This window comes from Ruegeria sp. F5 (genome assembly GCF_056533845.1).
In genome coordinates, this window is the sequence record NZ_JBQFOU010000001.1 from 470,841 (window position 1) to 491,451 (window position 20,611).

At 59.8% G+C, this 20,611-nt stretch carries 22 protein-coding genes and 1 pseudogene; 13 read left to right on the forward strand and 10 right to left on the reverse strand.

The genetic code is table 11. From position 1 onward, the window contains the following. The first annotated feature begins 90 nt into the window (after nt 1–90). Nucleotides 91–765, forward strand: coding sequence for a GntR family transcriptional regulator (locus tag ACR0K1_RS02025; protein WP_480848482.1), 675 nt, complete (start codon nt 91–93; stop codon nt 763–765). A gap of 2 nt (nt 766–767) precedes the next feature. Here the strand turns inward: ACR0K1_RS02025 and ACR0K1_RS02030 are convergent, their stop codons facing one another. From ACR0K1_RS02030 to ACR0K1_RS02045, 4 genes and pseudogenes are all read right to left on the reverse strand, one after another. Further along, on the reverse strand, nt 768–1,250 hold the full coding sequence (locus tag ACR0K1_RS02030; protein ID WP_480611355.1) for a thioesterase family protein: 483 nt from the start codon (nt 1,248–1,250) through the stop codon (nt 768–770). A 159-nt stretch (nt 1,251–1,409) separates the two neighbouring features. Further along, nucleotides 1,410–1,490, reverse strand: a pseudogene (locus tag ACR0K1_RS02035) (electron transfer flavoprotein subunit beta/FixA family protein); the annotation flags it as partial. After that, on the reverse strand, nt 1,487–2,677 hold the full coding sequence (locus ACR0K1_RS02040; protein ID WP_480848485.1) for an acetyl-CoA C-acyltransferase: 1,191 nt from the start codon (nt 2,675–2,677) through the stop codon (nt 1,487–1,489). The gene ACR0K1_RS02040 and the pseudogene ACR0K1_RS02035, both read right to left, overlap by 4 nt. Nucleotides 2,678–2,749: 72 nt before the next feature. Continuing rightward, nucleotides 2,750–2,938: a hypothetical protein gene (locus tag ACR0K1_RS02045; protein ID WP_480848487.1), complete on the reverse strand. Its 189-nt coding sequence runs from the start codon at nt 2,936–2,938 to the stop codon at nt 2,750–2,752. A gap of 245 nt (nt 2,939–3,183) precedes the next feature. On the opposite strand from ACR0K1_RS02045, the gene ACR0K1_RS02050 reads away from it, so the two are divergent. The 5 genes from ACR0K1_RS02050 (at nt 3,184) to ACR0K1_RS02070 (ending at nt 7,083) form a co-directional block, all read left to right on the forward strand. Then, a complete protein-coding gene (locus tag ACR0K1_RS02050; protein ID WP_480848489.1) occupies nt 3,184–3,774 on the forward strand; it encodes a TetR/AcrR family transcriptional regulator in 591 nt (196 codons plus the stop codon). Further along, the gene (locus tag ACR0K1_RS02055) at nt 3,771–4,034 is read left to right on the forward strand and encodes a hypothetical protein (RefSeq protein ID WP_480848491.1); all 264 of its coding nucleotides are present in this window, start codon (nt 3,771–3,773) and stop codon (nt 4,032–4,034) included. Before ACR0K1_RS02050 ends, ACR0K1_RS02055 begins: the two co-directional genes overlap by 4 nt. 11 nt (nt 4,035–4,045) lie before the next feature. Continuing rightward, nucleotides 4,046–5,212, forward strand: coding sequence for an aromatic ring-hydroxylating oxygenase subunit alpha (locus ACR0K1_RS02060; RefSeq protein WP_480848493.1), 1,167 nt, complete (start codon nt 4,046–4,048; stop codon nt 5,210–5,212). A 92-nt stretch (nt 5,213–5,304) separates the two neighbouring features. Then, on the forward strand, nt 5,305–5,790 hold the full coding sequence (locus ACR0K1_RS02065) for a hypothetical protein (RefSeq protein WP_480848495.1): 486 nt from the start codon (nt 5,305–5,307) through the stop codon (nt 5,788–5,790). 237 nt (nt 5,791–6,027) lie between these two features. After that, nucleotides 6,028–7,083, forward strand: coding sequence for a 2Fe-2S iron-sulfur cluster-binding protein (locus ACR0K1_RS02070; protein WP_480848498.1), 1,056 nt, complete (start codon nt 6,028–6,030; stop codon nt 7,081–7,083). 495 nt (nt 7,084–7,578) lie between these two features. On the opposite strand, the gene ACR0K1_RS02075 is transcribed toward ACR0K1_RS02070, so the two are convergent. The 5 genes from ACR0K1_RS02075 to ACR0K1_RS02095 are packed head-to-tail and all read right to left on the reverse strand — an operon-like array spanning nt 7,579 to nt 13,404. Further along, entirely contained in the window at nt 7,579–8,820 is a 1,242-nt protein-coding gene (locus ACR0K1_RS02075; protein ID WP_480848500.1) for a Tm-1-like ATP-binding domain-containing protein, read from the reverse strand. Between the two features lie 24 nt (nt 8,821–8,844). Next, nucleotides 8,845–10,329 (reverse strand): aldehyde dehydrogenase family protein, encoded by a 1,485-nt coding sequence (locus ACR0K1_RS02080; RefSeq protein WP_480848502.1) that lies wholly within the window; start codon nt 10,327–10,329, stop codon nt 8,845–8,847. A 7-nt stretch (nt 10,330–10,336) separates the two neighbouring features. After that, on the reverse strand, nt 10,337–11,869 hold the full coding sequence (locus tag ACR0K1_RS02085) for a tripartite tricarboxylate transporter permease (protein ID WP_480848504.1): 1,533 nt from the start codon (nt 11,867–11,869) through the stop codon (nt 10,337–10,339). Between the two features lie 10 nt (nt 11,870–11,879). After that, entirely contained in the window at nt 11,880–12,416 is a 537-nt protein-coding gene (locus ACR0K1_RS02090; protein ID WP_480611330.1) for a tripartite tricarboxylate transporter TctB family protein, read from the reverse strand. Between the two features lie 58 nt (nt 12,417–12,474). After that, nucleotides 12,475–13,404, reverse strand: a complete 930-nt coding sequence (locus ACR0K1_RS02095; RefSeq protein WP_480611328.1) for a tripartite tricarboxylate transporter substrate binding protein — start codon at nt 13,402–13,404, stop codon at nt 12,475–12,477. Nucleotides 13,405–13,513: 109 nt separating this feature from the next. Here ACR0K1_RS02095 and ACR0K1_RS02100 point away from each other — a divergent pair, with 109 nt between their 5' ends. The 3 genes from ACR0K1_RS02100 to ACR0K1_RS02110 all read left to right on the forward strand — a co-directional run bounded on the left by ACR0K1_RS02100 (nt 13,514) and on the right by ACR0K1_RS02110 (nt 16,210). Beyond that, entirely contained in the window at nt 13,514–14,293 is a 780-nt protein-coding gene (locus ACR0K1_RS02100) for an IclR family transcriptional regulator (protein WP_480611326.1), read from the forward strand. 36 nt (nt 14,294–14,329) lie between these two features. After that, nucleotides 14,330–15,682, forward strand: a complete 1,353-nt coding sequence (locus tag ACR0K1_RS02105) for an aminotransferase class III-fold pyridoxal phosphate-dependent enzyme (RefSeq protein WP_480848507.1) — start codon at nt 14,330–14,332, stop codon at nt 15,680–15,682. 87 nt (nt 15,683–15,769) lie between these two features. Next, nucleotides 15,770–16,210 (forward strand): N-acetyltransferase family protein, encoded by a 441-nt coding sequence (locus ACR0K1_RS02110; RefSeq protein ID WP_480848509.1) that lies wholly within the window; start codon nt 15,770–15,772, stop codon nt 16,208–16,210. Between the two features lie 52 nt (nt 16,211–16,262). On the opposite strand, the gene hpaR is transcribed toward ACR0K1_RS02110, so the two are convergent. Continuing rightward, nucleotides 16,263–16,703: a homoprotocatechuate degradation operon regulator HpaR gene (gene hpaR / locus ACR0K1_RS02115; RefSeq protein ID WP_480611319.1), complete on the reverse strand. Its 441-nt coding sequence runs from the start codon at nt 16,701–16,703 to the stop codon at nt 16,263–16,265. Nucleotides 16,704–16,809: 106 nt separating this feature from the next. Between hpaR and ACR0K1_RS02120 the strand changes: the two genes are divergently transcribed. The 4 genes from ACR0K1_RS02120 (at nt 16,810) to hpaD (ACR0K1_RS02135) (ending at nt 20,542) form a co-directional block, all read left to right on the forward strand. Further along, on the forward strand, nt 16,810–17,205 hold the full coding sequence (locus ACR0K1_RS02120) for a 5-carboxymethyl-2-hydroxymuconate Delta-isomerase (RefSeq protein ID WP_480848511.1): 396 nt from the start codon (nt 16,810–16,812) through the stop codon (nt 17,203–17,205). Nucleotides 17,206–17,208: 3 nt separating this feature from the next. Then, nucleotides 17,209–18,717 (forward strand): 5-carboxymethyl-2-hydroxymuconate semialdehyde dehydrogenase, encoded by a 1,509-nt coding sequence (hpaE, locus tag ACR0K1_RS02125; protein WP_480611314.1) that lies wholly within the window; start codon nt 17,209–17,211, stop codon nt 18,715–18,717. Between the two features lie 83 nt (nt 18,718–18,800). Beyond that, nucleotides 18,801–19,655, forward strand: coding sequence for a 3,4-dihydroxyphenylacetate 2,3-dioxygenase (gene hpaD / locus ACR0K1_RS02130; protein WP_480848514.1), 855 nt, complete (start codon nt 18,801–18,803; stop codon nt 19,653–19,655). Between the two features lie 44 nt (nt 19,656–19,699). Further along, complete coding sequence (hpaD, locus tag ACR0K1_RS02135; RefSeq protein WP_480611308.1) at nt 19,700–20,542, forward strand: 3,4-dihydroxyphenylacetate 2,3-dioxygenase; 843 nt, start codon at nt 19,700–19,702, stop codon at nt 20,540–20,542. The last annotated feature ends 69 nt before the right edge of the window (nt 20,543–20,611 follow it).

Below are 20,611 nucleotides of genomic sequence, written 5' to 3' on the forward strand. Positions count from 1 at the left end.
CAATGCATCTCCGTGACAAAAAAACCCTTTTATCCCCGTCAATTGACACATGCCATGAGACCCGTTGACTGGCGACGCCCCGGACGAAAAATGACAGGCACCATGAAATCAGGACAGATCAAACGCACCACCGCCAAGCTGGAAGTCACCAATCGGCTGCGCGAACAGATTGCATCAGGCGATCTGGGACCCGGGCAGAAACTGAACCTCAAGGACGTCAGCGAAGGCATGGGGGTCAGCATGACCCCGGTGCGCGAGGCGTTCGAGCAGCTTGCCGCCGAGGGGCTGCTGCAACGCGACGCCTATCGCGGCGCGCGCGTGACCGAGCTGTCTGCCGAGGAATACGAAGAGATTTACCTGGCCCGTGTCGGGCTCGAACAGTTGGCCCACCGGCTGGGGGCCGAAAACATGACGCCGGTCCAGTGCAATGAACTGGCCCGCTGCCTGACCGAGATGGAGGCGGCGATCTCTGCAAACGATATCCTTGCCTTCATCGCCTGTGACCGCAGGTTTCACGAGATCATCTATTCCGTCTCGGGGCGGGTCCGGTTGCATGAAAAGCTGATGACCCTGCGCTACACCGCCGAACGCTATACCCGCGCAGTCTTTGCCCTGCCGCACGGCGGGATGAAGGATACGCTGGACAGCCATCGGGACATACTGGCCGCCTGCCGCAAAAACGACGGTGCCGAGGCGGCACGGCTGATTGCCGAGTATTTGGCCGTCACCGTCGACAGCTTTTGTGCCGAAGCCGCGCCCGAATAGGTTCAGTCCTTGCGCCGGATGCCGACCCCGGCACCCAGCAGTGCCGGTTTGGGCAGGGTCTGGTCGCGAGCAAAGCGCGCCTCGAGTTCGGAAAACATGTCCTCGGGGAAATCAGCGGCGGTAACGCTGTCGGGGGTTTGCCGGACATGCATCACCAGTGCCTCGTACATTGCGACAAGCTGGTCCTGCGCGTCGAACATCTCGAGCCCGAAATGCACACGCTTGCGGTCCAGATCAGCGAAGTAGCTGGTGATCGTGATCGGATCGCCCAGCTTTATCTCACGCCGGTATTGGATCAGGGATGACATCGTATACATGGTGCACCCAGTCCGTTCGCGATACGGGTGATCCAGCCCAAAGCTCTCCATATCCTTGTCGATCGCTTCGCCAAAGGCATAGATATACGCCCAATCGCCCATATGTCCGTTATAGTCGATCCAATCTTTTGAAACCTCGCGGGCCATTGCGACCGTCTTGCCGCGCATTTTGAGTTCCCCTTGTTCGGCTGGCGCGGCGATCGTACCCGCACCAGTTACTTACCGAAGTTCTAACCTTTGAGCATCCGGATCAATGCGGCGGACGCGTTTGACGGGCCGTCCAGGACATCCTGTTTGATTTGCAACTGCCCGGCCCTGTGTTCCGAAATCAACTCCACTGCCGTCTGCCTTAACACGGACCTTCCCCTTGTAACCAATGACGCGTTTAACGGGCGCGATTCCATTCATTTCACACGCTCCATGATCATGGCGATCCCTTGCCCGACACCGATACACATCGACAGGCAGGCATACCGCCCGTTGGTTTTCTCAAGATGGCGCAGGGCCGTCAATATGATCCGTGCGCCGGATGCGCCCAGCGGATGGCCCAGGGCGATGGCACCCCCATTGGGGTTGATCCGGCTGTCATTGGGGTCAAGCTCCAGATGTTTGCAGCAGGCCAGCACCTGCGCGGCAAAGGCCTCGTTGATTTCAATCAGGTCCATATCCGCCATCGACAACCCGGCACGTTCCAGCGCCTTGGGCACTGCATAGGCGGGGCCTATTCCCATAATGCGGGGCGGCACGCCTGCAACTGCGCCGGACACGATCCGGGCACGAGGGGCAGCCCGATCCGTTCCGGTGCCGATCATCAGCATCGCCGCCCCGTCATTCACCCCCGACGCGTTTGCGGCAGTGGTGACACCTTCGGGGAAAAGGGTCCGCAATGCCGCCATCTTGTCCAGCCGGACATCTGGACGGGGATGTTCATCTGCCGTGACCGTATGGGATGCCCCCTTGCGCCCCGCGAAGGTGATCGGCGTAATTTCGGCGTCAAAGAAACCCCGCGCGCGCGCGGCCTCGTAGCGCTGTTGCGAGGCAAATGCGAACTGATCCGAAGCCTCGCGCGTGATCTCATAGTCCCGGGCCAGAGCGTCGGCGGTTTGCGGCATCGGAAACTCGCCATGTGTCTCGGCAATGCGCGGGTTGGGGAAGCGCGCCCCGATGGCACTGTCGAAGATCTGCGCATTGCGCGCAAACGGGATTTCCGATTTGCCGACGATAAAGGGCGCGCGGGTCATGCTTTCCACCCCGCCTGCGATGTACAAAGGCGCTTCACCCACCGTCACGGACCGCGCCGCGTCCAGTGCCGCCGCCATGCTCGAACCGCACAGGCGGTTCACGGTCTGGCCTGCGACCGAGACCGGAAGCCCCGCCAGCAACGCCGCGTAGCGGGCCACGTTGCGGCTGTCTTCGCCGGACTGGCAGACATTGCCCAGTACCACGTCCTCAATGTTTTCGGCGTCGAACGGACTGCGCGCCATCAGGGCCTCAATCACCTGCGCCGCCAGATCGTCCGGGCGGACCGATGCCAGCGCTCCGCCGTGACGCCCGAACGGGCTGCGGATGCCGTCATAGACATAGGCGTTCAGCATCTTTGCTCTGTATCCCCTTTTGGCGGCCGTGCAGAGCCGGGTCCCGGCGCGACTGGTTCGGCGCGACGCTGGTCAGACTACGCTCGCATGAAAATCACTGAGATAGCTGTCTGGCGTTTTCCAGGTTTTCACGTTCTCGCCCGACAGTCGGAAGTGCGGAAATCGAAGCGTTTCGGCGATCGCGGCGAGGTCTCGTGAGTTCAATGCACTGACGTGGCGCAGCATCACGTCCTTTGAGGCAAGAACGGGGTCGTCAATCATAACCGGCTCCTGTGCTGTGTTCCTGCTTGTCGCCTGAATACCGGGGTCAAAACCCATCCCCGTGGCGGTGATCAAGCCATTATAATTCATAACGCTTCAACAGGCGCGCCACAACGTAAATGGCTGTTTCGCCCTGTTTTTTCTGATGCAACCATCAATCGGGTAATCGGCAAAAAAGTTGTTTTTCATTATTGACAATATACGCAAACTGGTTATTTGTCATTATTGACAACAATGGAAACGTGATGTCGCGCCCGAGCCTCAAAAGACAACACACCCAAGAGATTCTGGGTGCCTACATGACCTGCGTTGCCCGCTACGGATCAGAGGGCGCGACGAAGGAACGGATTGCTGCCGAAGCAGGGGTCAAACGGCCTTTGCTGCGGCACTATCTGGGCAATCGCGACCAGATGATAACCGCCCTGAACGGTCATGTGGCCGGGTCCTTCGACGCCCTGACCGCGCAGCTTGAGCTTGTCATGTCAAACACGGAAACGACGGGCGAGCTTATCGATATCCTGTTCGACAAGGATCAGCAGATCGACTCGCGACTGATGCTGGCCTGGCAGGCTCTGTCCGCGTCGGCCAGCGACTACCCCGGCCTGACAGCAAACCTGCTGTCCAGCCTGTCGCGATTTGTCGGCGTATTCAAGGCCACGCTGCAACGTCTGTCACCCCGGGCCGACCCGAACCGGGCCCCCGCCGTTGCCCAGGGCATTTCGGCGTCGTTTCAGGGGCTTGATGCGATATCGCAACTTTCGCCGCCTGCAAGCTGGCACGCCGAACTGAAACTTTCGGCCACCCTGCTGGTCAGCTCTTTGGAGACCACCGAATGACCCGGGCCCGCACCATCAACTACATTGCCTTTCCTGTACTGCACATGGCCTCGCTCCTGGGACTGTACTGGATCTGGGGCATGGTGTTTCTGTGGTGGATCGTACCATCAATGCAATCCGGACGCGTATTTCTGGTGGCTGAAATCGAACGAGCCGAGGACCCGATCCTGTTCTGGCTGGTGGCCCTTCTCTGGGCGTTGTTCGGCGTCAGCATGATCGCCGTCAGCATTTTCCCCCAATTCGCAACCTGGCTTGTCTGAGGAGACAAAGCATGACTCGAATGTACCATAACCTGCCGGTCGAGGCCTATACATCGCAAGACTGGTTTGATCGCGAACAGAAACTGATATTCTCGCGCACCTGGCGCTTTGCAGGGCTGGCCGAGGATGTGCCCGAACCGGGGCACTATATCTCGGTTCAGGCCGGGCTGAACAATCTGTTCATCGTCATGGGCCGCGACCGGCGCCTGCGCGCTTTTCACAATATCTGCCGCCATCGCGGCACCCAGCTGATCCGCGCGGTCGGCAAGACCCAAAAGGCGCTGACCTGCCCATATCACGACTGGACCTATGACCTTGAGGGCAACCTGATTTCGGTGCCCGATGAAGCCAACGAATACCCCAATGGCGTCGACAAGATCTGTCTGGGTCTGAAACCGGCCAGCGTCGATATCTGGCGCGGCATGCTGTTTGTCCATCCCGAACTGGATGCGCCGTCGCTTGCAGCCTGGTTTGGCGAGGTCGACCCGCATCTGGGCCCGCACAAGCCCGAGGAACTGGTGGAATACGCGGATGCGCGCAATTCCTACGAGATTAAGGCGAACTGGAAGATCGTCGTCGAAAACTACATCGACGTCTATCACCTGAGCCATTTGCACTCCAACACGCTGCACATGTATGATCACGGCAAGGCAGAGTATGGCTGGAAGGGACCGCACTACCATTTCTGGGAGCCCCCATCACCGGACTACGCCAAAAACCTGGAAAAGAACCTTCCCAGCCCCCGCGTCATCCCCGAACCGCATGCCGGCGCCTGGGTGCCCATGCTGTTCCCCGGCATCGGGCTGGGCGCCAGCGAAGACAGCTGGAACCTGTTCGTCATCACCCCGCTGGCCCCGAACCTGACGCGGATCGAAAATCGCACCAAACTTGCCAATGTCTCGGAATTGGAATTCCAGAAACAGCAGTGGAACAGCTGGGGCTTCTGGAAGACCTTCGGCGGTGCGAAATACGAAGGCTACGATGCCACTGACGAAAACGATCCCATGGCATCGGGCGATTTCACCAAAGAGGATATCTATGCCTGCGAACAGCAGCAGAAATCGCTGGACAGCCCGTATCTGGAAATCGGTCCCGCCGCCAAAGGCGAAAGCCCGATCACCAACCACCAAAAGGCGGTTCTGAACTTTATGGACTTGCAGAAAGCCGCAGACACCTAAGCCGCGTTGCGCGTCAGGCGGATAACGCGGCCCCTGCCCCTGCCATGCCGCCAGACCTGCCACGCTGCGTTTCAACATATCGGAGAATTCTTATGAAGCCCATCGCCGCAACAGCCATCGGCATCGTACTGGCCGCCACCCTGGCCATCGCCGCCCCATCTGAAAACCCCGAAGACCTGGCCAATCGCGTTCTGGCGGCCGCCTCGGTCGAGGATATGGCATCCACATGGAAAAGTTGGCATCCGGAAGCCGAACATAAAATCAAGGTCCGCATCGGTCTGGGCCAGCCGGACTGGGATTTCAGCTACCGCGCGGCCGATTGGGCAAACCTGCCGGACTGGACCGAGGACCCGCAGGTGCGCGAGGCCATCAAAGGCTACACCGAAACCGCAAGATCCAAGCCCGAGATCACTGTGAAACCGGGTGAGGAGGCGACGACTGTCATCGCCATCACCCGCGTCGACTATGTCTGGGACAATTTCAGCGGCAGCATGAAACAAACCGACACGTTCGAAATCGTGACCCAGCTAAACCGCCCGGTCATTCGGTCGCTGACCACCGAAATCGACTATCGATGAGTACACCATGTTTCTGTTTTTACCGACAAACCTGTTTTCTGGGCAGCTTTGCCTGACTTGTCATCTCCGGTGCCGGCTGGGGTCTGTGGGACGCATGGTTGCTTGCGTGGTTCTGCAGCGACGACGCGGTCACGTGGACGACCGACTACGTGCCCCCAGCCTGGATCTGGGGTGCCATTCTGGCAGAATTCGCGGGCTTGTGGATTGTGCTGCCTTTGGTGATCTTGGGAAACTGATATGACGCATGAATTCTCCAGTCTGACCGTTGCCGACCTGCGCCGGGAAATCGACGGCGCCGCCACGACGGTCACATTTGACAAACCCTCCGGTCACGAGAACCAGTTCCAGTGGCAGGCCGGACAGCATCTGCCCCTGCGGTTTATTATCGACGGGCATGAACACCGCCGCTGTTACACCATTTCCAACCCGCCGGACGCGCCGATGCGGATAACGGTGAAGCGGGTCCGGGACGGTGTGATCTCGAACCATATCGCTGACGATCTGAAACCCGGTGACCGGGTCGAGGCCAACCCCCCGTCCGGCCATTTCGTATTGCAGCCGGGCGCGTTTAAGCGGCGCACGCATTATTTTCTGGGCGGCGGCAGTGGCATCACGCCGCTGTTCTCGATGATCAATACGGTGCTGGCACACGAGCCGCATTCCGTGGCGCATTTGGTCTATGGCAACAAAAGCGCGTACAGCATCATCTTCAAGGATGAACTGGGCGCGCTGGTCGCCGCACATTCGGATCGGTTCACGGTACGGCATGTGTTGTCTTCGCCCTCGATGTGGAGCTGGTTTTCCCCCTGGCGATCCGGGCGCGTGGATGCCGAAGCGATTGCCGCAGCGATCGCGGAAACCCCGCCGGTTGCGCAGGATGTGCACTATTGGATCTGCGGCCCCGGCGGGATGAACATGGCCGTGCGGACTGCCTTGCAGGGCATGGACGTGCCTTCGGACCGTATTCACTATGAAAGCTTCGGCGGCGCGGTCGAGCAGGACAACAGCGTCGAAGGTATCGCGGCTACGGCCTCGGTCACGCTGGATGGCAAAACCCATTCCGTCGACATCGCCGCCGGTCAGACCGTGCTCGAAGCTACCCTCGCTGCCGGGCTGCACCCGGATTACAGTTGCCAGTCAGGCGTTTGCGGTAGCTGCCGTGCGCGGTTGAAGGAAGGGAGCGTGCACATGCGGGCGCAAATGGCGCTGGATGATCAGCAGGCCGCGAACGGAGAGATTCTGACCTGTCAGAGCGTGGCCCGGACCGATGAACTGAAAGTTGCGTTTCCTTAACCGGCTGCGCGAGTGCGATTTTCTGTCCTATTTGCCGGCTGGGGCTGGAATGGGAACAATTTAGGGAGCAACAACTTCATGGACACACCATGAGCAATACAATCCGTATGACCAAGAACCGGCGAACTTTCAAACAGTACCGGGTTTACCCGCGATGCGATTCGATTTTTTTGAACGGGCTGGCCTGATCAAGTCGCTTCCCGGGCAAGACAAGAAAAACACCTATCGCGACTATCCGGAACATCTGTTGCTTGAACAGGATTTTTTTGTTCAGGCACGCGAAGCGGGTCTGTCAGTGGGTGAACTCAGATCCATGTGCGACGCGTTCGATGGCACCTACACGCCCGGAATCGCAATGAACGTGATCGAGACCAAAATCCGTCAGACCGAACGCACACTCGCCTTCCTTCTCAACACGCGTGAACGCATTCAGGAGGAGCTGGGCGCGCCCGTTTCAGACACTGCGGCAGGTGCCGGGCCGGGGGATGACGGCACTCAGCCTGAACCACCTGTAACGACCCTCTCTGCCACCCAATCGTCGAAAACCTTCAGCACGGCCTCGCTGAATTCGGCGTCGTTGATATGGGCGTCGACCACGGTCATCGGAGAAACGGTCGGTATGATCTCGTGCGCGGCGTCAACCGTTGCGGCCAGACCTTCCGGGTCATGCGCCTCTTGCCCTTCGCGGTCCCATTCCTCGATGCCCCCGGTGGGCAGGAAGAAGTGCACCGGCCCGGTTGCCGTTTTCAGCCGGCTCGCCATTTCGCCAATGGCCGCCCGGCGTTCTTCGGCGTTGAACACCGCACTTTTGATCAGGCGATTGTGTTCGTGGAAGGGGCGGTCGATGTATTGCGCGGGTACGTCCTGCCAGCCCGCGAAATCCAGCAGGTCCAGCGCCCCCGGCGCGACCAGTTGGGGCACGCCCGCGCGCCCGGCATTGGTCAGCCGGTCCTGCCCGGACGACACCAGCGAACCGGCCAGCATATTTGCAAACTCCTGCATGCAGAAATCCATCACGCAGCAGAACGCGCCCTCGCCCGCCAGTTTCTCGAACGCCATGCCGCCCATGCCGGTCGAATGGAACACCGCCACCTCATAGCCGCGCTCTTCCAGCGCCGGTTTCAGCGTTTTCATATAACGCAGGCAGGACGAGCCCAGCGAGGTCATCCCGATCATCGGCCGGTCGCGCCGGGGCGCATCGACCGCGCGCGCCGCGCCCAGAACCGCACCGGCCGCCTGGCTCAGCGATGAGCGGCAGACCGAGTTCATGCCATAAAGCCCCCCGGCCCACAGGATCATCTGAATGTCCGGGGCCAGACGGTGCGGCGGGATCAGCGGTGAAAAGCTGACCGTCGAGACGATGTATTTCGGCACCCCCAACGGCAACGCCTGCGCGCAGTCCAGCGCCAGATCGGTGCCCATGGTGCCGCCGGTGGCCAGCAGCGCGTCGAACCGGCCCTCGGCATAGGCCTGCGCCACGACCGAGGCCGCCCCGCGCGACATCACGCGGAACGCCTTGTTTTCATCCCCCTGGGCGATCACCTCGTCGATGGTCATGCCGCCCGCAGCGGCCACGTCATGTTTCGAGATGTCGGTGGGCCGGGCGGGATCGCCCAGAACCGAGACATCCATGGTCAGCACCTTGCCCCCCTGCGCGATGATGCACTCTTCGATATAGCGCATCTCGGGGTCTTTGGTGTCATAGGTGCCGATCAGCAGAATTCTCTTGTCGCCCACTGTGTCTCCTCCCTCGTGATCCTTTTACAGCTGAATCCACGCTGTTTTCAGATCGAAATATTTCTCCATCGCATGCAGCGACTTGTCGTGCCCGTTGCCCGATTGCTTGACCCCGCCCAAAGGCACGGTGCCATCCGCCCCGCCATAGGTGTTGACATGCACCACCCCGGCGCGAAGGCCCGCCACCATCCGGTGCGCGCGGCTGAGGTTCGCGGTCCACACCGCCGCGGCCAGACCATAGACGCTGTCATTGGCCAGACGCAGGGCCTCTTCCTCGTCCTTAAACGGGGTGACGGCCAGAACCGGGCCGAACACCTCGTGGCGGAACAGGTTGTCGGTGGGTTTGACGTCATTCATCACGGTGGGGGCCATGTAATAGCCACCGGTCTCAGACAGGACGCGGTCGCCGCCGGTGCGCCGCTCGGCGCCTTCGGCCTCGGCCTTGGTGACGAAATCCAAATTGCTTTCCAGCTCGGGCAGCGAATGCACCGCGCCGATCTGGCTGGTCAGGTCCAGCGGATTGCCGACGCAGTACGCTTCGGCCTGTTTCACGATCTCGGCCACGAAATCCTCGTGGATATCCTCTTGCACCAGCAGGCGCGAACCGGCGATGCAGATCTGGCCCGAATTGCGGAAGATACCACCCGCCGAGACCTTGGCCGACTGTGCCAGATCGGGGGCGTCGTTGAACACGATGTTGGGCGACTTGCCGCCCAGTTCCAGATAGCAGCGTTTCAGGTTCGACCGCGCGGAATATTCCAAAAGCCGCCGCCCCGTCGCGCCCGACCCGGTGAACACCATGATGTCCACATCCATCGACAGCGCCAGCGCCTCACCCACCACGCTGCCCTTGCCGGTCACGACGTTCAGCACGCCGTCGGGTACACCGGCCTCCAGCGCCAGCTCGGCCAGCCGCAGCAGCGATAGTGAGGCCGATTCCGCCGGTTTCAGAACCACCGAGTTCCCCGCCGCCAGCGCGGGCGCGATTTTCCACGCCCCGATCATCATCGGCATGTTCCACGGCACAATGGCCCCCACCACGCCGACCGGCGCGTGATGCACAAGGCCCAGAACGTTTTCCGCCGTGGGCGCGATCTGGCCATAGACCTTGTCAATCGCCTCGCCGTAATAGCGGAAGGTTCCTGCCGCCGACATCGGCTCGGCCTTCATGGCCATGTTGATCTCGGTGCCGTTGTCGCGCACACCCAGAACCGCCAGTTCCAGCGCATGTTTTTCGATCAGTTCGGCCAGCTTGATCAGAACCTTCTTGCGCGCTGCCGGGGCCTGACGCGACCAGCGCCCGTCCTCGAATGCCGCGCGGGCGGCGGCGATGGCGCGCTCCATATCCTCGGGCGTTCCGGCGGCGATCCGGGTCAGCACCCCACCATCGATGGGCGAGATGACATCCAGTTGCGCGCCATCGGCCGATGCCTCCCATCGCCCGTCGATCAGATGGGCGCGGGCAGATACGGGTTGGTTGCGCAAAGCGTCGATGGCCAGTTGATCCATGGGTCCCTTATCCTTGCTGATTTGGATGGTCGGAATCCACCGCAGGCATGCTGGGTTCCGGTTTGAGTTTGTTCTTGAACTCGAAAAACAGCGTGCGGCAATGCAGGATCAGGATCAGCACGATCAGGCCAAACAGGATAGCCGCAATCGGTCGGTCGATGAAATCCAGCGGCGTTTTCACGCGCGCCATGGCGCTGCGCAGCTTGGTCTCCATGATGCCGCCCAGAACCATGCCCAGGATGATCGGCACAATCGGCAGGTCCAACCGTTTGAGGATCAGGCCGAACACCCCGAACCCTACGGCAATAGCGCAGTCGGTGATCGAGTTGCGCAGGGAATAGACCCCCACAAAGGCCAGGATCAGGATCATCACGCCAAGGAACCGGGTCGGGATCTGGATGATCTTGAGCAGCAGGTTGGTCGAGAACAGCAGGAACACCAGAACGATCACGTTCAGCAGGATCAGCGCCATATAGAGCGCCATGACGAAATCCATCTGGTTTTCGAACAGTTGCGGGCCGGGGATCACGTTGTGGACATAGAACACCGACAGCATCATCGCCGTCAGCGCCTCGCCTGGAATACCCAATGCCAGCAGCGGGATCATCGCCGCGCCGGGCACGGCGTTATTCGCTGCTTCGGACGCCACCAGACCCTCGGGCGAGCCGTCGCCGAATTTCTCGGGCTCTTTCGAAGTCTTCTGGGCATAGGTGTAGGACAGGAACTGCGAGGTGAATTCGCCCGTGCCCGGCACCATGCCCATGAAAACGCCGATGCTCGAGGACACCGTGGCGATGCGTTTGATGCCCAGCAATTCCTTGAGGCCGGCAAACATGTTGCCGCTGACATGGGTATCGCCCGGGGCGTGGTTCTTTTCCAGAAGCAGCAGGAAGGACTGGCTGATCGCAAAGAGGCCCAGGACGACCACGATCAGGTCAACACCCGAGGACAGCCAGCTTTGGTCAAAGGTGAAGCGCTTGGTGTATTTGACCGGCTCAAGCCCGATCGTGTTCAGTAAGATACCGAAAGCGGCCAGCATCCCGGCGGCAAAGATCTGCCCCCGATGCGCCAGTACGACCAGAACGATGCCCAGCAGGGCTGCCAGGAAAATCTCGCGGCTACCGAAATGTGGAGCAACAAGGGCCAGCACCGGCGACAGCACCATCAGGCAGATGATCGCGAAGACACCGCCAAAGAACGAAGCCGAATAGGCCAGCGCCAGCGCGCGATGCCCCTGCCCGCGTTTCGTCATCGGGTAGCCGTCATAGGTGGTCAGCGCGTTGACCGCGGTGCCGGGCGTGTTGATCAGAATGGCCGGGATGGCGCCGCCATACATCGACGAGCCATAGATGCCCAACAGCAAGGTCAGGCCCACTATGGGCTCGAACGCAAAGGTGGCGGGCAACAGGATGGCGATGGCGACAGCCGCGCCAACGCCGGGCAGCGCGCCAATGATGACACCACCGATCGAACCGATCAGCAGGGCGACGATCACCTGCCATTGCAACAGGATCGAAACACCGGACAGAAGCGTTTCCATGGTGGCCCCCTTACAGATAGGTCAGCGCAAAGGCGCGTACGGAATCAGGAAGGTATTCGTAGACAGCCCCGGCAGGGATTTTCACCTGCAGGAAGGCGCGGAAAACGATGGTGACGACAAAACCGAACAGGGCAGCAACACCGACGGCGCCCGATCCTCGGAAGCCGGCGCGCAGGGTCAGGAAGACCGCGAACAGCATCGTGGAAGACAAATAGCCAAGCTGCGGCACCAGTAGGACGTAGATCAGGAAATAGGCAACATACTCAAATGACCGGACCCAGAACCCGACCTCGGCCCAGCGGCCACTGATCCGGTCGGACATGGCCGAACTGAGCCAATGCAGAAAACCGAATACAACCATACACCAAACCGCAATCGTCGGCCACAGACCCGGCTGCGCAAACCATTTGGTGCGTTTGACGACTTTGGTCTGCTCACCAAGCTGGGACAGGAGGAACACCGCAAAAGCCAGAAACAAAACGGCAAAAACGACATCGCCCGGTCGGCGGTATCTTTTGAACATGTCCTGAAGTGTCTTGGCAATCATCGTGGCCTCCTCCCATGAATAAGGCGCGGAAAGTGGTTCCCGCGCCCCTGTATGGCGCTTACTCACCCAGGATTTCTTCAATTTTTGCGAAAGAAGCTTTGTCCTGTTCTATCTGCGCATTGGATGCATCCGGATCTTGCCAATAGATCAGCGCTCCGGTTTCCGCTGCCAGCTCTTTCGCCTTATCTGACTGAAGCGCCTTTTGCGCAGCAGCAGATATTTTCTCGCGCGCATCGGCGGGTGTGTCTTTATGGACGAACAGTCCATTCCAAAGGGCCAATGGCAGGTCCGGATTTAGTTCGACGACAGTGGGTGTTTCCGGAACCAGCGAAATTCGGTCGCCCCCGATGCTGGCCAGAACATTCACCTGATCGAGACACGGCAGCACGAGCTGCAGCGTCGTGTTGATCACATCCACGTCACCCGAGGCCAGCGTGTTGCAATCCAGCGCATCAAAAGCGGCTTCACTGGCAAAATCGAATCCGCTGCTGACGGCCGCCGCAAAGGTCACTTGAGTGGGTGGCAAAACAGAACCGAAATGTCCAAGGGCCACATCGTTTTCTTTGCCATGCTCGACAAGTTCGTCCCAGTTCGAGAACGGCGCGTCTTTGCTGGCTGCTATCACAAACGGATAGGTCAGAAAGATGCCAATTGGATCAAAGGGATTTGGGTTGAGTTCGGGAATCCCGATTTCCGGACCGATTACAGGAACACCGATGACAAATGAGCCGATTGTGTATCCATCTGCCGGGGCAGTCGCGACTTCCACCGCGCCAGGGAACGGACCACCGCCACCGCCGGGTTTGTTCACGACGGCGGCTGGAACGCCGTACATCGCCTGGAACTCATCGGCGATCATGCGGGTTAGAACATCCTCCAGATCACCCGGAGGCCATGGAACCACAAAGGAAACAGGCTTTTCGGGATATTCGGCCAGTGCTGCTGTCGCAGAGGCTGCCACCAAAGCGGCCGCAAGAAACTTCTTCATTTACACCTCCCAGTGTTTGGTTCATTAAATGAACCGTGTTAGCGATATTTATCTTGCTTTGTTAAATTCTATCTGTCAAGTATATGGTGCACCGGAGGAGGGCATAACAATGGGAACCGCGCTCAACGCTCTGAAAATGCTGGAATACTTTTCCAACTCACGACCAGAGATCGGACTGAGTCAGTTCGCGCGGCTTTCCGGCACCAACAAGGCTACCGCCCTAAGGCATCTGCGCGCTCTGGAGGAATTTGGCCTGATAGAACAGGATCAGATGTCCAAATCCTACATGATCGGACCCGCTGCGTTACGGCTGGCTGCGCTGCGTGAGATCGCAATGCCCGGGCTGGAAAGTGCCCGCATACACATGCGCGCCGCGATGCAGGAAGTCGGCGAAAGCTTGCACATGACTTTGCTGGAAAAAAACGTCCTTCAGACGGCGCTGGTTGTCGAAACAACAAAGCATAGCGTGCGCGTAAGCCTCGATCCAAGCGAAATCATTCCGGTAAATGCCACTGCTTCTGGCCTGTGTATGCTGAGCTTCGGTCCAGATTTTCTCTTGAAACGACTGGACGATGAAACCCAAAAACGTTTTACAAAAACCACGCTCACCGACCCGGAAATGATTCGCGCCCGTGTCGCACAGATTAAGCAGGCCGGTTGGGCCAACAGCAATGGCAGCTATGAAGATGGCGTTTCCGGCTTTGCCGCACCCATCTTCGGCATCGATCAATTCGCCGTCGGGACCATTTCCGTCGCTGTGCCCGAGATTCGCGCCACCGCCGCGCGGTTACCTCTGATTCTAAAAGTACTGCACACACTCTCGCGGAACCTTACCGCAAATTTCGGCGGCCAGACACCCGAGAGCTTTCCAACCGAGTTCTTGCCCTAACCGAATGGGTGGAAACAAACTGCGGAGACACGCGATATGAAAGACTCCAACTTTCTGAAAGAAAACAATGCCCGCCACTTCTGGCATCCGATGGCGCATCCCGCCGACAGCCAGAAGAACCCGCCCACCATCCTGACCGGTGGCGAAGGGGTCAGCATCGTCGATATCGACGGTCACAAAGCCATCGATGCCGTGGGTGGTTTGTGGAACGTGAACCTAGGCTATTCCTGCGACTCGGTGAAACAGGCGATCACCGACCAGCTGAACGCCCTACCCTATTATTCGACCTTCCGCGGCACCAGCAACGACAAGGCGATCGAGCTGTCCTATGAGTTGGCCGAGTTCTTTGCCCCCGACGGGCTGACCCGCGCGTTTTATACTTCGGGCGGTTCGGACTCGGTAGAAATCGCGCTGAAAATGGCGCGCCAGTATCACAAAGTGCGTGGCGAGGCGGGCCGTACCAAGTTCATCAGCCTGAAACAGGGCTATCACGGCACCCATTTCGCCGCCGCCTCGGTCAACGGCAACCAGAAATTCCGTGCGGCGTACGAGCCGATGCTGCCGGGCTGTTTCCACATCCCCGCCCCCTGGACCTATCGCAACCCGTTTGACGAAACCGACCCCGAGCGTCTGGCGCAGCTCTGCGTCAAGGCGTTGGAAGCCGAGATTGCCTTCCAGGGCGCCAACACCGTGGCAGCCTTTATCATGGAGCCGGTTCTGGGCGCAGGCGGCGTGATCCCGCCGCATAAATCCTTCATGCCGATGGTGCGCGAGGTCTGCTCGAAACATGGCGTGCTGCTGATCTCGGACGAGATCATCACCGCCTTTGGCCGCACCGGCAGCGAAAGCGGATCGCGCCATTGGGGCGTGCAGCCCGACATCATGACCACGGCCAAGGCCATCACCAACGGCTACTTCCCGTTTGGCGCGGCCATGATCTCAGGCGCGGTGGCCGAAGTGTTCGAAAGCGACACCACTGGCAAGGCTTCGGTCGATCAGGGCTATACCTATTCCGGCCACCCCGTCGGGGCTGCGGCAGCACTGGCTGCTTTGTCGGAAATCAAACGCCTGAACGTCTGTGAAAACGCCGCCGCACGCGGGGATGAGCTGTTTGCCGGTCTGAAAAAACTGGCCGAAAAACACAACGTGATCGGGGATGTGCGCGGGGGCGAAGGCCTGATGTGTGCGCTGGAACTGGTCTCGGACCGCACCACCAAGGCGCCGATTGCCAAGCACCTGCCGCTGCAGGTCCAGAAGACCGCTTATGAGGATGGCGTTATGGTCCGCGTGTCGGGCAACAACATCATCCTGTCGCCGCCGCTGGTCATCACATCGGACGATGTGGCCAAGATCCTGTCGGCGCTGGATACCGGTCTGGCCAGCCTCTAAGCCCCTCTCCGGCCGCGCAGATCCAGCGCGGCCATTCCACCGGCACCCCTTTGAGCCCACGCTTTGCATCCCGTTCAGATATCGCCCGTGACGCCTGCCGACGCCGAATCCGTCGCCGGGTTGGTGTTCCTGCTGCTGAACGAACTGGCCTCCGGTCAGGGCCCGGACAGGGCTGAAATGGCAACCATTGCGGATCGGGTTCTGCGTCTGGACAGCGTGTTCGGTTGTCTGGCGGTGGTCGACGACATCCCGGCTGGCGTCATCCTGCTGAACGAATGCGCCGCGATCTATGCGGGCGGCAGGTTCGGTGAGATTTCCGAGTTGTTTGTGCGGCGCGAATATAGCTCAGGCGGCGTTGCCCGTCATCTGGTCGAAGCCGCAAAACACCTTGCGAGAACGCGAGATTGGCCACGGCTTGAGGTTGACGCTCCACCCCAGCCGGACTGGGCGCGCAGCCTGCAGTTCTTTCTGCGGGAAGAGTTCGAGCGGGTCGGCCCCAGACTGAGTCTTCTGGCCTCCGCGCCATAAGCGTTACCCGCCACCCAGGTTCCGCCGCGCAGATGCGCGGCTAGGGGAAGTGTCAGACCCGAACGCCCTGCAGTTCTTCCAGCAATTCCAGTAGGTTATCCAGTTTTTCACGGCCCATCTGTGCCTCGATGCTGTCGACGATTGCTTGCGATGTTGCAAGGTTGTTGGCCAGAATGCATCGCCCATCGTCGGTAATCTTCACCATGGTCCGGCGCCTGTCCCGGTTGTCCGGCCGGCGGGTGATCTGGCCCTCGGCATGCATTGTTCGCAAGATGCGTGTCAGGCTGGGCAACAACAGGCAAGCTTCCTTGGCGATGGTGGTTTGTTCAACTTCGCCCAGCTCATCCAAAACGCGCAGGATGCGCCACTTCTGTTCGGTCAGATTGATGTCCTGCAACATATCGCGGATCGGCGCCATCACCGTCTCACGCGCGCGCAACAACGCAATCGGAAGAGAACGGGATGTGGCTTGTTTATAGGTTTTTATGCTCATGCTGCCTCATAGAACGTCGCTGTAAGAATTGCAAAGGTTAACAAAGCAAGCTATTGACCGGTATCCAACATAATGATAAACATGTTAACTACCAAAAGGAGGAAACATGCCACATTTTCACGTCGAGTACTCCGGTAATCTGGAAGACACGGTCGACATGGGTGGCTTGTGCGAATGCATCCGAGCAACGGCGGCGGGGATCGACACCTTTCCCATGCCGGGCATCCGTGTCCGGGCCACGCGGGTCGATTATTATGCCATCGCCGATGGTGACACCGAGCATGGGTTCATCGACATCTCGATCCGCCTGCGCGGCGGGCGGCCCGACGGTGTCAAAAAGGACGCCACCGCGCGCATCTTTGATGCGGTCAAGGCGTATCTGGCCCCGGCCTTCTCACACCATTCTATCGCGCTCTCACTTGAGATGCGCGATATCGACCCGGACCTTTCGCCCAAGACTGGAAATATCCGGGATCACTTGGCGACCACGCAGGAGGCCTGACGCATGAGCGCTCTGGACACAAATATAGAAAAACTGACTGGATTTCTGGCCCGTTTCAAAGAAACCGGCATCAAGAACCGCATCGCGGGCGAAGACCGCGACGGCGGCGCGGGTGTTTTCCAGTCCACCTCGCCGGTCGACAAATCGGTGATCTGCGACGTGGCGCACGGCACCGCCGACGACGTTGACGCCGCCGCCAAGGCAGCCCACTCCGCCTATCTCGAATGGCGCGACAAGCCCGCGACCGAGCGTCGCCGCATCCTGCTGAACGTGGCCGACGCCATCGAAGCCCGCGCGGATGAAATCGCGCTGTGCGAATGCTGGGACACCGGCCAGACCATGCGCTTCATGTCCAAAGCGGCGCTGCGCGGGGCCGAGAACTTCCGCTTTTTTGCCGATCAGGTGGTCCAGGCCCGCGACGGCCAGCACCTGAAATCGCCGACACTGATGAACGTCACCACCCGTGTTCCGATCGGCCCGGTGGGCGTGATCACCCCCTGGAACACGCCGTTCATGCTGTCGACCTGGAAGATTGCCCCGGCGCTGGCCGCAGGCTGCACCGTGGTTCACAAACCGGCCGAAGACAGCCCCCTCTCGGCCCGCCTGCTGGTCGAGATCGCGGAAGAGGCCGGTCTGCCCAAGGGCGTGCTGAACACCGTCAACGGCTTTGGCCCCGACGCGGGCAAAGCGCTGACAGAACACCCCCTGATCAAGGCCATCGCCTTTGTCGGCGAAAGCCGAACTGGCGCCATCATCACCAAACAGGGTGCCGATACGCTCAAGCGGATGCATCTGGAACTGGGCGGCAAGAACCCGGTCACCGTCTTTGAAGATGCCGATCTGGATCGCGCGCTGGATGCGGTCATCTTCATGATCTATTCGGTCAACGGCGAACGCTGCACCTCATCCTCGCGCCTGCTGATCCAGGACACGATCAAGGACGAGTTCGAAGCCAGACTGATCGAGCGTGTGAACAACATCAAGGTCGGCCACCCGCTGGACCCCGCGACCGAGATCGGCCCGCTGGTCACCGAAGAACATTACAACAAGGTTACCAGCTATTTCGATATCGCCAAAGAGGACGGCGCGACCGTGGCCGCCGGTGGCGTGAAAGTTGGCGACGAGGGCTATTTCGTCCGCCCGACCCTATTCACGAATGCCAACAACCAGATGCGCATCGCCCGTGAAGAAATCTTTGGCCCGGTTCTGACCGCCATCCCCTTCTCGACCGAGGAAGAGGCGCTGGAAATCGCGAATGACACGCCTTACGGCTTGACCGGCTATGTCTGGACCAACGACCTGACCCGCGCCCTGCGCTTTACCGACAAGCTCGAAGCCGGGATGATCTGGGTGAACTCGGAAAACGTTCGCCACCTGCCGACACCCTTCGGTGGCGTCAAGGCATCCGGCATCGGCCGCGACGGCGGCGACTGGTCCTTCGAGTTCTACATGGAGCAAAAGCATATCGGCTTTGCCACCGGTAAGCACAAGATCATGCAACTGGGCAAGTAACCCTCTGCATCGCCGGCCCTGGCACGGGGCCGGCACAACCGAACCTGGAAACGCGCGCTCACCTCAACCTCCAGGAGGAGACAATGGGAGAAATCGTTCTCGCTGCCAAAATGACCCATGTGCCGACCATGCTCATGTCCGAGCAGGAAGGCCCCGTCAAAGGCGCCCGTCAAAACGCGATTGACGGGCACCGGGAAATCGCGCGGCGCGCAAAGGAACTGGGCGCGGATACGGTAGTGATCTGCGACACGCATTGGGTCGTCAATGCTGGCTTTCACATCAACGCCAACCATCATTTCGAAGGCATGTTCACCTCGAATGAATTCCCGCAATTCATCAAGGATCTGCCCTATGAATATGACGGCGACGCTGCCCTTGGCGATGCGATCGCCGAGATTGCCGAAAAGAAAGGCGTGCATACGCTCAGCCATCAGGTGGACAGTCTGGAACTGGAATACGGAACCCTTGTGCCGATGCGTTTCATGAGCCGCGAGGCCGATTTCAAGGTGGTCTCGATTGCCGCCTGGTGCACGGTCCACAGCCATGACGAAGGCCGCCTGGTCGGCGAGGCGATCCGCGAGGCGGTCGAGGCCAGCGACAAAAAAGTGCTGCTGGTGGCGTCAGGTTCGCTCAGCCATAATATCTGGCCAAACAAGGATTATGCCGCAAATAATGGTACATTCACCATCAGTTCGGAATTCAATCGCCAGGTTGACCGTCACGTTCTGGACATGTGGCAGGCCGGAGATCACGCGACATTCCTGAAAATGCTTGGCGAATACGCGAATTTCTGCTGTGGCGAAGGGTCGATGCATGACACAGCAATGCTGTATGGCGCGCTGGGTTGGGACTCGTACGACGCGAAATGCGAGGTCGTCACCGAGTATTTCCCGTCATCGGGAACCGGGCAAACGAATGTTATCTTCCCGGTCACCTGAACGGTCTGACCGGCGCGCATCGCTAATTTGGAGTGGAGAGGATTATGGGAAAGATTGTTCAGGCCGCGAAAATCACGCATGTGCCAAGTATTTGGATGTCCCACACAATGCCGAAATACAAAGGCATCCGGCAACCTGCCATTGACGGCTATGCGCGCCTGCGGCAGGACGCGATCGACCGGGGCGTCGATACATTCATCATCTTTGACACGCACTGGATCACCAATCAGGGCTTTCACCTGAACACGAAAGAACACCACAAGGGCCGGTTCATCAGCCACGAGCTGCCGCACATGCTGGCGGATATGGAGTTCGACTATCGCGGCGATCATGAGCTGGGCGAAACCATCCTTGACGTTTTGCGCGAACGTGGCGAACGCGCCCTGGGCCATTCCCACCCCGACATGGGCATGGAATACGGCACGCTGCTGCCGATGTTTTTCATCAACGAAGGCATCAACGCGCGAGTGCTGCCGGTGGCGGTGAACCAATTCTCGTCCATTGCCGAAAACCGCGTCTGGGGCGAGGCCATCGCCGAAGCCATCCGCCGGTCGGACCGCAATGTCTCGATCTTGGCCTCGGGCTCATTCAGCCATGATTTTTCGCCCAACGAACGGTCGCAGGACGGGCTGAACTCGGTCAATGGCGAGTTCAACCGCCAGATGGACATGCGCGTGCTGGAACTATGGGAACAGGGTCGGTTTGAAGAATTCCTTGAACTTCTGCCCGACTACGCCAAGAAATGCGCCGGTGAATGCGCCATGAACGACACCGCCCTGCTGTTTGGTGCGCTCGGCTGGGGCAGCTACAAGGGTGAAATCGATATCTACACCCCGTATTTCGGAAGCTCCGGAACGGGTCAGGCCAATATCAGCTTTTCGGTCTGATCCCGGCCAATGATGCGCCCTCTGGCGGGGTCAAGATGTCCGGGGCCGGGCCGCGAAGGCTCGCGCCAC

Excerpts from the sequence above, each read along its gene's own strand:
- ACR0K1_RS02025 (WP_480848482.1), top strand. The coding sequence starts at position 91 with ATGACAGGCACCATGAAATCAGGACAGATCAAACGCACCACCGCCAAG.
- ACR0K1_RS02030 (WP_480611355.1), bottom strand. The coding sequence starts at position 1,250 with ATGCGCGGCAAGACGGTCGCAATGGCCCGCGAGGTTTCAAAAGATTGG.
- ACR0K1_RS02040 (WP_480848485.1), bottom strand. The coding sequence starts at position 2,677 with ATGCTGAACGCCTATGTCTATGACGGCATCCGCAGCCCGTTCGGGCGT.
- ACR0K1_RS02045 (WP_480848487.1), bottom strand. The coding sequence starts at position 2,938 with ATGATTGACGACCCCGTTCTTGCCTCAAAGGACGTGATGCTGCGCCAC.
- ACR0K1_RS02050 (WP_480848489.1), top strand. The coding sequence starts at position 3,184 with ATGTCGCGCCCGAGCCTCAAAAGACAACACACCCAAGAGATTCTGGGT.
- ACR0K1_RS02055 (WP_480848491.1), top strand. The coding sequence starts at position 3,771 with ATGACCCGGGCCCGCACCATCAACTACATTGCCTTTCCTGTACTGCAC.
- ACR0K1_RS02060 (WP_480848493.1), top strand. The coding sequence starts at position 4,046 with ATGACTCGAATGTACCATAACCTGCCGGTCGAGGCCTATACATCGCAA.
- ACR0K1_RS02065 (WP_480848495.1), top strand. The coding sequence starts at position 5,305 with ATGAAGCCCATCGCCGCAACAGCCATCGGCATCGTACTGGCCGCCACC.
- ACR0K1_RS02070 (WP_480848498.1), top strand. The coding sequence starts at position 6,028 with ATGACGCATGAATTCTCCAGTCTGACCGTTGCCGACCTGCGCCGGGAA.
- ACR0K1_RS02080 (WP_480848502.1), bottom strand. The coding sequence starts at position 10,329 with ATGGATCAACTGGCCATCGACGCTTTGCGCAACCAACCCGTATCTGCC.
- ACR0K1_RS02085 (WP_480848504.1), bottom strand. The coding sequence starts at position 11,869 with ATGGAAACGCTTCTGTCCGGTGTTTCGATCCTGTTGCAATGGCAGGTG.
- ACR0K1_RS02090 (WP_480611330.1), bottom strand. The coding sequence starts at position 12,416 with ATGATTGCCAAGACACTTCAGGACATGTTCAAAAGATACCGCCGACCG.
- ACR0K1_RS02095 (WP_480611328.1), bottom strand. The coding sequence starts at position 13,404 with ATGAAGAAGTTTCTTGCGGCCGCTTTGGTGGCAGCCTCTGCGACAGCA.
- ACR0K1_RS02100 (WP_480611326.1), top strand. The coding sequence starts at position 13,514 with ATGGGAACCGCGCTCAACGCTCTGAAAATGCTGGAATACTTTTCCAAC.
- ACR0K1_RS02105 (WP_480848507.1), top strand. The coding sequence starts at position 14,330 with ATGAAAGACTCCAACTTTCTGAAAGAAAACAATGCCCGCCACTTCTGG.
- hpaR (WP_480611319.1), bottom strand. The coding sequence starts at position 16,703 with ATGAGCATAAAAACCTATAAACAAGCCACATCCCGTTCTCTTCCGATT.
- ACR0K1_RS02120 (WP_480848511.1), top strand. The coding sequence starts at position 16,810 with ATGCCACATTTTCACGTCGAGTACTCCGGTAATCTGGAAGACACGGTC.
- hpaE (WP_480611314.1), top strand. The coding sequence starts at position 17,209 with ATGAGCGCTCTGGACACAAATATAGAAAAACTGACTGGATTTCTGGCC.
- hpaD (WP_480848514.1), top strand. The coding sequence starts at position 18,801 with ATGGGAGAAATCGTTCTCGCTGCCAAAATGACCCATGTGCCGACCATG.
- hpaD (WP_480611308.1), top strand. The coding sequence starts at position 19,700 with ATGGGAAAGATTGTTCAGGCCGCGAAAATCACGCATGTGCCAAGTATT.